Genomic DNA, 11482 nt, shown 5'->3' on the forward strand with positions numbered 1-11482 from the left:
CAGGCCAAATGATTGATGCCGACCCCGCCCTGCGCCCCGAACCGCTGCCCGAAGATACAGCTCCTGACGGCGACCGCGCCCTGCGCCCGCAGGGCCTTGGTGAATTCATCGGCCAGGCCGAAGCCCGCGCCAATCTGAAGGTCTTCATTGAATCCGCCCGCCGCCGCGGCGAGGCGATGGACCACACGCTGTTTCACGGCCCTCCCGGCCTTGGCAAGACCACACTGGCGCAGATCATCGCCCGCGAACTGGGGGTGAATTTCCGCATGACCTCCGGTCCGGTGCTGGCCAAAGCCGGCGATCTGGCCGCAATCCTCACCAACCTCGAGGCCAGCGACGTGCTGTTCATCGACGAGATCCACCGGCTGAACCCGGCGGTGGAGGAAGTGCTCTATCCGGCGATGGAGGATTTCGAGCTGGATCTGGTGATTGGCGAAGGCCCTGCAGCGCGCACCGTGCGGATCGAATTGCAGCCCTTCACCCTGGTCGGGGCCACCACCCGCATGGGGCTGCTGACCACACCGCTGCGCGACCGCTTCGGTATTCCGACCCGGCTGCAGTTCTATACCATTGACGAGCTGTTCGAGATTGTCCGCCGCAATGCCCGCAAACTGGGGGCGCCTGCCGATGATGCAGGCGCCCGCGAGATCGCGCGGCGCGCCCGCGGCACCCCCAGGATCGCCGGGCGGCTCTTGCGCCGCGTTGTGGACTTTGCGGTTGTGGAAGGCGATGGCACGATCACCCGCGAACTGGCCGATGGCGCGCTGACCCGGCTGGGGGTGGATCAGCTGGGGCTGGACGGCGCCGACCGTCGGTATCTGACCCTGCTGGCCGAGAATTACGGCGGCGGACCGGTGGGGATCGAGACGATCTCAGCCGCCTTGTCCGAGAGCCGCGACGCGCTGGAAGAGGTGATTGAGCCTTACCTGCTGCAGCAGGGGCTGATCCAGCGCACCCCGCGCGGGCGGATGCTGGCGCAAAAGGCCTGGACCCACCTGGGAATGGCGCCGCCGCGCTCCCGGAACGATCTGTTCGGGTAGGCCGCGGATAAACCACTATAAATTGTGTCAGGCTTGCTGTCCAAATGTTTCGCGCGCGAAACATTGTGTCAGGAATTATGACCTATTCTGCTGCTGCCGGACGGGCCGGAAAGATGCGCCGCGTCAGCGGCGCCCGGCCCAAGGCTGCTGCCGGAGGTCTGGCGCAGCCAGGACACCGGACAGGCACGGGAGCCCCCTTGCCGGCGGGTCAGGCAAACGGCATAGACGGGGCAGGATCAAGGAGACTCATATGACCGCCCAGCTGCCAGGCCTGACGCCGGAACAGATCGAAACCCTGTTCACCCGCCAAGACGGCTCATACGCCTGCGCCCGCTGGGGCCGTCCGGTGGCGCCGATCGTCTTCGGCGTGGAGGATGGGACGCTGAAAACCGTCAAGGGCGCGCTGGAGGCGGTGATGACGCTGGCGGGCCACCAGATGGCCGAGACCGACCCTGAGCTGGGCTCGAATCTGATGTTCTTTTTCTTCCTGGACTGGGATGAACTGCTGGAGGTGCCGGATCTCGACCGGCTGATCCCCGGGCTTGCGCCGCTGGTAACCCGGTTGAAGGCCGCAGGCGCGAGCCAGTACCGGGCGTTCCGTTTTGACGATCAGGGCGGCATCAAGGCAGCATTTGTGTTCCTGCGGATGCAAGGCGCCATGGCAGAGATGCCGGCCGAGACGCTGGCGCTGACCCAGGCAGTGCAGGTGGCGCTGATGTGGGGCGATAGGGCTTTTGCAGAAACCTCGCCGCTGGCGGTGCTGCCGGAGACGGGCGCCACCATCCTGCGCCCGGAAATTGCCGGGATCATTGCGGCCGCCTATGACCGGATGATGCCCGTGGCCGCAGACGACAAGTCCCACGCCCTGCGCTTGTTTGCGCGGCTGCAAGCGCCGGCCGCGGAGCAGACGCAGTCCTGATGCGCGCGTTTGCGGGCTTGCCGCTGCCTGATGCAGCCTTGATGGCGCTGGAAGATGTGCAGGGAGAACTGACCGCAGGGCGGCCGGTGCCGCCAGAGAACATGCATCTGACGCTGGCATTTCTGGATGACCAGCCGGAACAGATGCTGCAAGCCCTGCACCAGGAACTTGCCGGGATCCGCGCGCCGGTTCTGACCCTCCGCTTTCACGGGCTGGAGGTGTTCGGCGGCAGACAGCCGCGGGTGCTGGCCGCGGCGGTGCAAAAGACACCGGAGCTGAGCCGTCTGCGGGACCGTGTGCGCAGTGCCTGCCAGGCCGCCGGGATCGGTCTTGCGCGGGAGCGGTTCCGCCCGCATGTGACCTTGGCCCGGTTCCCGCGGCATCTGCAGCCGGGGCAGCTGGAGAAGATCGCAAGTTTCCTGCAAGCGGCGGCGGGGTTCCGGCTGCAGGCCGAGGCAGGCTGCTTGGCGCTGTACCAGTCGACGCTGGCCCCCGAAGGCGCACGCTATGATGTCCTGGCAGAATACCCGCTGGAGGGCTGAGGCGCTTGCGGCGGCCCGGCCCCGGCCATAGGGTGCCCGCCAAGCCAAAGGAGCGCAGAGCATGATCCACGAATTCCCGCTGCGGGTCTATTACGAGGACACCGACATGGGCGGGATCGTCTATCATGCCAACTACCTGCGTTTTATCGAACGTGCGCGCAGCGATTGGGTGCGCGGCATCGGCGTTGATCAGAACGCCATGCGCGAGGCCGGGCTGATCTATGCGGTGCGCCGGATCGAGGCGGACTATCTGGCGCCAGCCAAATTCGACGAGGAACTGCTCGTCACCACGTCAATGCACACGATGACCCCGGCCCGTATGACCCTGGCTCAAGAGGTCACGCGCAGCGGCCAGCCGCTGTTCCGGGCGCAGGTCACCATTGTCTGCATCACCACCGGCGGCAAGCCTGCGCGGCTTCCGGCAGAGATTCGCGCATTGCGGTAACATTTGGCGCGCGCCCGCCTGTTTTGATGGCCTTTGCCATTGAACTGGGCTAGCCTTTTGCCAAATAAGGCCGGAGAAACGGCCGGGAAATCTTAGAGCAGGCGAATGGAAGCAGAAACTCTGGCGCTGGCACAGGAGATTGATTTCTCCATGTGGGGCCTTTTCGCGCGGGCCACCGTAACCGTGAAACTGGTGATGCTGATGCTGGTCGGGGCCTCGATCTGGTCCTGGGGCATCATCATTCAGAAGATGATCAACTACCGTCTTGCCCGCAGGGAAGCCGATGCCTTTGACCGCGCCTTCTGGTCGGGCAATCCGCTGGATGCGCTGTTCGACCAGATCGGCGCTGAGCCGCCCGGGCAGGCGGCGCGGATCTTTTCCGCGGGCATGACGGAATGGCGGCGCAGCCACCGCAGCGACGGCGGGCTGATTCCCGGCGCGCAGGCGCGCATCGACCGGTCGATGGATGTCGCGATCGCCAAGGAAACCGAGGGGCTGCAAAGCGGTCTTCCGGTGCTGGCCACCGTCGGTTCCACCGCGCCCTTTGTCGGCCTGTTCGGCACCGTCTGGGGCATCATGACCGCCTTTATCGAGATTGCAGAGCAGCAGAACACCAACCTTGCCGTGGTGGCGCCCGGTATTGCCGAGGCGCTGATGGCCACGGGTCTTGGGCTGCTGGCCGCGATCCCGGCGGTGATCTTCTACAACAAGCTGAGCGCGGACAGCGACCGCATCATCGGCGGCTACGAAGCCTTTGCCGATGAGTTCGCCACCATTCTCAGCCGCCAGCTGGATTCCTGAGGGATGGGCGCCGCTGTCCAGCAGCCGCAGGGAGGCGGCGACCGCCGCCGGGGCCGCCGCCGGGGCCGCGGGCGGGTGATGTCGGAAATCAATGTCACGCCTTTTGTCGATGTGATGCTGGTGCTGCTGATCATCTTCATGGTGGCCGCACCGCTGATGACGGTGGGCGTGCCGGTGGAACTGCCCAAGACCGCGGCAGGTGCGCTGCCCGGTGACGAGGAAGAGCCGCTGACCGTCACCATGACCGCGGCAGGCGGGGTGGAAATCCAGACCACGCCGGTGGCGCGTGACGAACTGGTGCCCAAGCTGCGGGCGATTGCGGCCGAGCGCAGCTCGGACCGGGTGTTTCTGCGTGCGGACGGGCGGATTGCCTATGCGGATGTGATGCAGGTGATGGGCGCGCTGAACGCAGGCGGGTTTTCCAATGTCGGGCTGGTGACGGACACCGGCGGCCCGGCCCTGGACGGGCAGCCGTCTGAGGGCGCAGGGCAATAAGCGGGGACGCGGACGGTGCAGACCGGAACCAGGATCTCTCTTGCCGGACACGGGCTTTTGATGGGATGGGTTGTCTTTGGCGCCTGGTTCCCGTCCGAACCTTTGCCGTCCCGGGTGCAGCAGGTGGCGCTGATTTCGGCGGAGCAGTTTGAAAAGCTCAGCCAGCAGCGGCAGGCGCCGCACATCGCCCCCGAACCGGCACCGTTGAATGAGCCGGCCGACGTGCAGCCGGCACCGGAGCCCGCTCCGCAGCCGGATCCGGAGCCGGAAACCGTCCAGCCCGAACCGGTCGCGCCGGCGGCGCCGGATCCGCAGGTGACCGGGATCCCCGAGCCGCAGCCCGAACCGGATGTGCCGGACAGCCCGCCGGCCGCGGCTGAAGAGCCCGAGATTGCTGCGCTGGTGCCGCAGGTGCGGCCTGAAACCGCGCCGCGCCCGGTGGACCGGGTGGCACCGGAGCCTGTTGCGCCGCCGGAGCCCGACACCAGGGTGGACGATATCGTCCAGCCGGAAGTGGCACCGGAGGAGGGCGCCGAGACAGAGCAGGACGTGCAGGAGGCCACCGCGCCCGAGGCCGCCAGCGACCGGATCGTGACCGAAGAGAACGAAGGCGAGGACATTGCAGCCTCTGCCGCGCCGGACGTGTCTGTGCGTCCCAGGACACGGCCAGCCCGGCCGCAGCCGCAGCCGGCGGAGGCGGTGGAAGCGGCCCGGCCGGCCGAACAGGTGCAGCGGAGCGAACAGGAGCAGCCGGCGGCGGCGGATACGCCCTCTGCGGTGGAGGATGCCCTGGCGGAAGCGCTGGCAGGCGGTGCCGATGCCGAGGCGCCGGAACCCTCGGGGCCGCCGCTGACGCTGGGTGAGAAGGATGCCTTGCGCGTTGCGGTTTCGCAGTGCTGGAATGTGGGGTCGCTGTCGACGGATGCGTTGAACACCACGGTGGTGGTGTCGGTGTCGCTGGCGCAGGACGGCAAGCCGGACAGCGGCAGCATCCGGATGCTGTCGAGCACCGGCGGCTCGGCCTCGGCGGCGCAGCAGGCCTTCGGGGCTGCCCGGCGGGCAATAATCCGCTGCGGGGCCAAAGGGTTTAATCTTCCCCCTGAGAAATATTCGCAATGGCGTGATATTGAGATGACATTCAATCCTGAAAGGATGCGGATCAAATGAGGAAAATTCTGGCAGCTCTGCTGATCGGGGCTTCGGCATTGGCCGGGGCAGGCACCGCTGCGGCGCAGACCGGCCCGCTCCGCATCGAGATCGATCAGGGTGTGATTGAGCCCTTGCCCTTTGCGGTGCCGGATTTCGTGCCCGAGACCCCTGCGGCTGCGGAACATGCGGCGCAGATCGCGCGGGTGGTGGCGGCGGATCTCAGCGGCACCGGACTGTTCCGGGAAGTCCCCGCCAGCGCCCATATCTCCAAGGTGACCGGCTTTGACAATGCGGTGAAATACGCGGACTGGAAAGCGGTGAACGCCCAGGCGCTGATCACTGGTGCTGTCAGCGTCACCGGCAACCGGCTGACGGTGCGGTTCCGCGGCTATGACGTGTTTGCCGAAAAGGAGTTGGAAAGCGCGCTGCAGTTCACCGGCACCGCCGGCGGCTGGCGGCGGATGGCACATAAGGTGGCCGATGCCATCTACAGCGAAATCACCGGCGAGAGCGGCTATTTCGACAGCCGGGTGGTTTATGTCTCTGAAAGCGGCCCCAAGAACGAGCGCCGCAAGCGGCTGGCGATCATGGATTACGACGGCGCCAATGTGCAGTATCTGACCAACAGCGCTGCTCTGGTGCTGGCGCCGCGGTTTTCGCCGACCGGCGACCGGGTGCTTTATACCAGCTATGAAAGCGGTTTCCCGCAGATCCATGTGCTGGATGTCGGCCAGGTGCAGCGCAAGATCCTGTCCAGCGGCGACGGCACTATGAGCTTTGCGCCGCGGTTTGCCCCGGACGGGCGCACGGTTGTCTATTCGCAGACCCAGGGCGGCAATACCGACCTTTATGCGATGGATATTGGGAGCGGGCAGCGCAACCGGCTGACCTCGGCGCCGTCGATCGAGACCGCGCCGTCGTTTTCCCCGGACGGCAGCCAGATCGTGTTCGAGAGCGACCGCTCCGGCAGCCAGCAGCTCTATGTGATGCCGGCAGGCGGCGGCGAGGCGCGGCGGATCAGTTTCGGCAAGGGGCGCTATGGCACCCCGGTTTGGTCGCCGCGCGGTGACATGATTGCCTTTACCAAGCAGAACAAGGGCCGGTTCCATATCGGCGTGATGCGCACCGACGGCAGCGAGGAACGCTTGCTGACCGCCTCTTTCCTGGACGAGGGGCCGACCTGGGCCCCCAATGGCCGGGTGATCATGTTCACCCGCGAAAGCCAGGGCAGCACCGGCCGCGCAATGCTGTATTCAGTCGATATCACCGGCCGCAATCTGAAGCCGGTGAGGACGCCGGACGGGGCTTCGGACCCGGCCTGGTCGCCGTTGCAGCGGTAAAAGCAGCGTCAGGGCGGGGATACCCGCATAGAACCACCCCCGGGCTTATGCTAGTTTCGGGTCAAGAAACGCAAAGGGATAGGCAGACGATATGAGCGGTTTGAAATTGGCAATGGCGGCAGTGGCCGTGCTGGGGCTGACAGCCTGCAGCAGCAACCCCTGGAACGATGATTTGAACGGCAGCGCCGGGGCAGGCGGTGCGGGCGCAGCCGCAGGCGCGCTGGATCCGGCCAGCCCGGCCTACTTCCGGCAGACTGTCGGCGACCGGGTGCTGTTCGGGAATGACCAGTCCAGCCTGTCACCGCAGGCGCAGACGACGCTGCAGGGCCAGGCGCGCTGGCTGGCCCGGAACGCCGATTACGTGGTCACCATCGAAGGCCATGCGGACGAGAAGGGCACCCGCGAATACAACCTTGGCCTGGGGGCGAAACGCGCCAATTCGGCCCGCGAATACCTGATGTCCCAAGGTGTCGCCGGCAGCCGCATCAAGGTGGTCAGCTTCGGCAAGGAGCGCCCGCTGGAAATCTGCTCGGACGAGGTCTGCTATTCCAAGAACCGCCGTGCGGTGACGGTGCTGGCCGGCGGGTTGACGGGGTAATGCCATGAAAGCTTTGCGCACCGCGCTTTTGGCCTCTGTGCTGCTGCTGCCGCTGCCGCTGGCGGCCCAGGATCAGCAGACCCTTGCCGATATCCGCCAGGAACTGACCGTGCTGCATGTCGAGATCCAGCGGCTGAAGCGGGAGCTGTCGACCACTGGCGCGCCGTCGGCGGATCTGTCCGGCAACACCGTTCTGGACCGGGTCGGTGCGATTGAAAGCGAGCTGCAGCGGCTGACCCTGCAGACCGAAGAGCTGGGCCACCGGATCGACCGGATTGTCGCCGATGGCACCAACCGGATCGGCGACCTGGAATTCCGGCTGGTCGAGCTGGAAGGCGGCGATGTCGGCGCCTTGGGCGAAACAACGACGCTGGGCGGCGGTGAACCGCCGGCCGCAGGTGCCGGGGCGGCCCCGGCGGATGAGGAGGCGGCCGCGGGCGGCGAGCTGGCAATCGGTGAACAGGCGGATTTCGATGCCGCCGGAAAGCTGCTGTCCGAGGGGCTTTTCCAGGATGCGGCGGAGAAGTTCGCGGCATTCAATCAGGCCTATCCGGGCAGCCCGCTGGCGCCGGCCGCCGAATTCAGCCGCGGCAAGGCTCTGGATGGCCTTGGCGACACCCGCGAGGCTGCGCGGGCCTATCTAGCGGCCTTTACCGGCAATTCGGCCGGACCGGTGGCGCCAAAAGCGCTGTTTGAACTGGGCGCGGCGCTGGGGCGGCTGGGACAGTCTGACCAGGCCTGCGTGACGCTCTCCGAGGTCGGCGTGCGCTTTCCGGGCGCGGCAGAAGAGGGAGAGGCCGCGGCGGAAATGGCCAAGCTGGGCTGTTCTTGACCGGCGTGCGGCGCGATATTCAGTCCCTGGTGCGGAGCCAGTTCCGCTCCGCGCTTCCTGACCGGCTGGGGATCGCTGTCTCGGGCGGCGGCGATTCGATGGCGCTTTTGCATCTGCTGCACGATTGTTTCGCCAGCGGCGGGGTGGGGCTGTATGCCGCCACTGTGGATCACGGGCTGCGCCCGGAGGCGGCGGCCGAGGCAGCGGCCGCGGGGGCGGCAGCGGCCCGGCTTGGCATCAGCCATGAGGTGCTGCACTGGGAAGACGGGCCGCAGAAGGGCAACCTGCAGAATCAGGCCCGCCAGGCGCGGTATGACCTGCTGACCGGCTGGGCGCGGCGCAATGTCATCCCGGTGCTGGCCCTGGGCCACACCGCCGATGATCAGGCTGAAACGGTGCTGATGCGGATGGCGCGCGCCTCTGGTGTGACCGGGCTGTCGGGCATGGCAGAGCGCCGCATGCATAACGGGGTGACGCTGTTGCGGCCGCTGCTGGATGTAACCCGCGGCGAATTGCGCGAATATCTGGAAAACCGAGGTATCGCATGGTCCGAAGACCCAAGCAACGAGGATACCAGATTCGAACGGGTCCGGATGCGCCGGGCGCTGGAGCAACTGGCACCGCTGGGGTTGACCCCTGCGGTCTTTGCCAAGATTGCCCGCAACATGGCCAAAGCCCGCGAAGCGCTGGACTGGTACGTGTTCCTTGCCGCCCGCGACCTGGCGCATGTGCAGGCGGGGGCGGTTGTCCTGTGCCAGCGCAAGTTCCGAACCTTGCCCAGTGAAATCAGCCACCGGCTGCTGGTGCGCGCCTTTCAGTGGATTTCCGGAGCCGCCTACCCGCCGCGGCAGGTGCCGATGGAAAAAGCCGTGCTGGCGGCCCGCAATGGCGGATCGGCCACCCTGGCGGGCTGCCGCCTGGTCACCACCAGCAAACAGATCTGGATCTGCCGCGAGTTTAATTCGGTGCGCGGCGAGGTGTCCCTGCCGGGGCAGGCTTGGGACGGCAAATGGAAGGTTTATGGCGGCGACGCAAAGGGTTGCGAGGTCCGCGCACTGGGTGAAAAGGGACTGCAGCTCTGCCCAGGCTGGCGTGCCGCGGGGGTGCCGGGCGCCGTGCTGCAGGCCACCCCGGCGCTTTGGCGGGGCGGGGAATTGGCGGCTGCACCGGCGGCCGGATTGGCCAATGGCTGGTCGGCGGAAACCGCCGGATCCGAAGAAGAGTTCTTTGCATCCCTTTTATCGCATTGAACCTGCCCGAATGATCCTTATTTTAAGCACAACGCAGGCGGTCCGTGTGGTACGCCTATCTGATAGGGAGAACTTTCCTTGGGCAACGCTCGCAATATCGCCTTCTGGGTTGTTCTGTTTCTGCTGATTCTGGCGCTGTTCAATTTGTTCAGCGGTTCCGGCAGCACGATGCAGAGCCGTGAACGCACTTTCTCGGACTTCGTCAGCTCGGTTGAGACCGGCAAGGTCAGCACCGTCACACTGGACGGAGAACAGGTGCGCTACACCACGACCGATGGGCAGAACTATGTCACCATCAAACCGGCCGATGCCGAAGTCACGGCGCTTCTGATCGACAAGAACATCCCGGTGCGCGCTGAAAAGCAGCAGCAGTCGGGCTTTCAGTCCTTCCTGGTCACGCTGCTGCCCTTCCTGCTGCTGATCGGTGTCTGGATCTATTTCATGAACCGGATGCAGGGCGGCGGCAAAGGCGGCGCCATGGGATTCGGCAAGTCCAAGGCCAAGATGCTGACCGAAAAGCACGGCCGGGTGACATTCGACGATGTGGCCGGCATCGACGAGGCCAAGGAAGAGCTGGAAGAGATCGTCGAATTCCTGCGCAACCCGCAGAAATTCTCGCGTCTCGGCGGAAAAATCCCCAAGGGCGCGTTGCTGGTCGGCCCTCCGGGCACCGGTAAGACGCTTCTGGCCCGCGCCATCGCCGGCGAGGCCGGTGTGCCGTTCTTCACCATTTCCGGGTCCGACTTTGTGGAAATGTTTGTCGGCGTCGGCGCCTCCCGCGTCCGCGACATGTTCGAGCAGGCCAAGAAAAACGCGCCCTGCATCGTCTTTATCGACGAGATCGACGCCGTCGGCCGCCACCGCGGCGCCGGCTATGGCGGCGGTAATGACGAACGCGAACAGACGCTGAACCAGCTGCTGGTCGAGATGGACGGGTTCGAGGCCAATGAAGGGGTAATCATTCTGGCGGCGACCAACCGCAAGGATGTTCTGGACCCGGCTCTGCTGCGTCCCGGCCGCTTTGACCGCAACGTGACCGTCGGCAATCCCGACATCAAAGGCCGGGAGAAGATTTTGGGTGTGCATGCGCGCAAAACGCCGCTGGGTCCTGACGTGGATCTGCGCATCATCGCCCGCGGCACCCCCGGTTTCTCGGGGGCGGATCTGGCCAACCTGGTCAACGAGGCGGCGCTGATGGCGGCCCGTGTCGGCCGCCGCTTTGTCACCATGGAAGATTTCGAATCGGCCAAGGACAAGGTGATGATGGGGGCCGAGCGCCGCTCGATGGTGCTGACCCAGGACCAGAAGGAAAAGACCGCCTACCACGAGGCCGGCCATGCGGTTGCCGGCCTGAAGCTGCCGGAATGCGACCCTGTCTACAAGGCCACGATCATCCCGCGCGGCGGTGCGCTGGGGATGGTGGTGTCGCTGCCGGAAATGGACCGGCTGAACTGGCACAAGAGCGAGTGCGAGCAGAAGCTGGCGATGACCATGGCGGGCAAGGCGGCCGAGATCATCAAATATGGCGATGACCATGTCTCCAACGGCCCGGCCGGGGATATCCAGCAGGCCAGCCAGCTGGCCCGCGCCATGGTGATGCGCTGGGGCATGTCCGACAAGGTCGGCAATATCGACTATGCCGAGGCGCATGAAGGCTATTCAGGCAACACCGCCGGCTTCTCGGTCTCCGCCCATACCAAGGAGATGATCGAGGAGGAGGTGAAGCGCTTCATCAAGGAAGGCTATGACCGCGCATTCCAGATCCTCAGCGACCATCAAGAGGAATGGGAACGACTGGCGCAGGGACTGTTGGAATACGAGACGCTGACCGGTGAGGAGATCAAGCGCGTCATGAACGGCGAGCCGCCGCAGGCGGGCGATGACGAGGACGGCGGAGAGGACCCGGGCAATGCCTCGGTCACCGCAATTCCCAAGGCCAAGCCGAAAAAAACGCCGCCGGAAGGCGGCATGGAGCCCGAGCCGACGGCGTAAGGATCCGAAACTGAGATTGAACCGTCCCGGAAACCAGCAGCGGTTTCCGGGACGGTTCATTTTGGCAGGGCAGCGGGGG

Annotated in this window: 12 protein-coding genes; all 12 read left to right on the forward strand. The window is 65.7% G+C overall.

From position 1 onward, the window contains the following. Positions 1-8: 8 nt before the first annotated feature. The 12 genes from ruvB to ftsH all read left to right on the forward strand — a co-directional run bounded on the left by ruvB (position 9) and on the right by ftsH (position 11403). Positions 9-1040 (forward strand): Holliday junction branch migration DNA helicase RuvB, encoded by a 1032-nt coding sequence (gene ruvB, locus AC0KW6_RS16250; RefSeq protein ID WP_024091000.1) that lies wholly within the window; start codon positions 9-11, stop codon positions 1038-1040. A gap of 250 nt (positions 1041-1290) precedes the next feature. Next, positions 1291-1959: a hypothetical protein gene (locus tag AC0KW6_RS16255; protein WP_323779867.1), complete on the forward strand. Its 669-nt coding sequence runs from the start codon at positions 1291-1293 to the stop codon at positions 1957-1959. Continuing rightward, the gene (gene thpR, locus AC0KW6_RS16260; RefSeq protein WP_323779870.1) at positions 1959-2501 is read left to right on the forward strand and encodes an RNA 2',3'-cyclic phosphodiesterase; all 543 of its coding nucleotides are present in this window, start codon (positions 1959-1961) and stop codon (positions 2499-2501) included. The genes AC0KW6_RS16255 and thpR overlap by 1 nt, the downstream gene beginning before the upstream one ends. A 61-nt stretch (positions 2502-2562) precedes the next feature. After that, the gene (gene ybgC / locus AC0KW6_RS16265) at positions 2563-2946 is read left to right on the forward strand and encodes a tol-pal system-associated acyl-CoA thioesterase (protein ID WP_474035413.1); all 384 of its coding nucleotides are present in this window, start codon (positions 2563-2565) and stop codon (positions 2944-2946) included. Between the two features lie 105 nt (positions 2947-3051). Beyond that, positions 3052-3747, forward strand: a complete 696-nt coding sequence (gene tolQ, locus AC0KW6_RS16270) for a protein TolQ (protein WP_474035414.1) — start codon at positions 3052-3054, stop codon at positions 3745-3747. A 3-nt stretch (positions 3748-3750) separates the two neighbouring features. Then, positions 3751-4242 carry a protein TolR gene (gene tolR / locus AC0KW6_RS16275; RefSeq protein ID WP_323779880.1) on the forward strand — a complete coding sequence of 164 codons (492 nt, stop codon included), beginning with the start codon at positions 3751-3753 and terminating at the stop codon, positions 4240-4242. A gap of 15 nt (positions 4243-4257) precedes the next feature. Next, complete coding sequence (locus tag AC0KW6_RS16280; RefSeq protein WP_474035415.1) at positions 4258-5409, forward strand: energy transducer TonB; 1152 nt, start codon at positions 4258-4260, stop codon at positions 5407-5409. Continuing rightward, positions 5406-6731 carry a Tol-Pal system beta propeller repeat protein TolB gene (gene tolB / locus AC0KW6_RS16285; RefSeq protein ID WP_323779885.1) on the forward strand — a complete coding sequence of 442 codons (1326 nt, stop codon included), beginning with the start codon at positions 5406-5408 and terminating at the stop codon, positions 6729-6731. The genes AC0KW6_RS16280 and tolB overlap by 4 nt, the downstream gene beginning before the upstream one ends. Positions 6732-6822: 91 nt before the next feature. Further along, the gene (pal, locus tag AC0KW6_RS16290; RefSeq protein ID WP_323779888.1) at positions 6823-7329 is read left to right on the forward strand and encodes a peptidoglycan-associated lipoprotein Pal; all 507 of its coding nucleotides are present in this window, start codon (positions 6823-6825) and stop codon (positions 7327-7329) included. A 4-nt stretch (positions 7330-7333) separates the two neighbouring features. Further along, positions 7334-8161, forward strand: a complete 828-nt coding sequence (gene ybgF / locus AC0KW6_RS16295; protein ID WP_474035416.1) for a tol-pal system protein YbgF — start codon at positions 7334-7336, stop codon at positions 8159-8161. Then, positions 8158-9411: a tRNA lysidine(34) synthetase TilS gene (gene tilS / locus AC0KW6_RS16300; protein ID WP_474035417.1), complete on the forward strand. Its 1254-nt coding sequence runs from the start codon at positions 8158-8160 to the stop codon at positions 9409-9411. Before ybgF ends, tilS begins: the two co-directional genes overlap by 4 nt. A gap of 78 nt (positions 9412-9489) precedes the next feature. Next, positions 9490-11403, forward strand: coding sequence for an ATP-dependent zinc metalloprotease FtsH (ftsH, locus tag AC0KW6_RS16305; RefSeq protein WP_323779896.1), 1914 nt, complete (start codon positions 9490-9492; stop codon positions 11401-11403). Positions 11404-11482 lie beyond the last annotated feature (79 nt).

The organism is Leisingera sp. SA215 (genome assembly GCF_055902035.1).

Bases quoted from the DNA above. Each gene is read 5' to 3' on its own strand.
- ruvB (WP_024091000.1), top strand. From the start codon at position 9: ATGATTGATGCCGACCCCGCCCTGCGCCCCGAACCGCTGCCCGAAGAT.
- AC0KW6_RS16255 (WP_323779867.1), top strand. From the start codon at position 1,291: ATGACCGCCCAGCTGCCAGGCCTGACGCCGGAACAGATCGAAACCCTG.
- thpR (WP_323779870.1), top strand. From the start codon at position 1,959: ATGCGCGCGTTTGCGGGCTTGCCGCTGCCTGATGCAGCCTTGATGGCG.
- ybgC (WP_474035413.1), top strand. From the start codon at position 2,563: ATGATCCACGAATTCCCGCTGCGGGTCTATTACGAGGACACCGACATG.
- tolQ (WP_474035414.1), top strand. From the start codon at position 3,052: ATGGAAGCAGAAACTCTGGCGCTGGCACAGGAGATTGATTTCTCCATG.
- tolR (WP_323779880.1), top strand. From the start codon at position 3,751: ATGGGCGCCGCTGTCCAGCAGCCGCAGGGAGGCGGCGACCGCCGCCGG.
- tolB (WP_323779885.1), top strand. From the start codon at position 5,406: ATGAGGAAAATTCTGGCAGCTCTGCTGATCGGGGCTTCGGCATTGGCC.
- pal (WP_323779888.1), top strand. From the start codon at position 6,823: ATGAGCGGTTTGAAATTGGCAATGGCGGCAGTGGCCGTGCTGGGGCTG.
- ybgF (WP_474035416.1), top strand. From the start codon at position 7,334: ATGAAAGCTTTGCGCACCGCGCTTTTGGCCTCTGTGCTGCTGCTGCCG.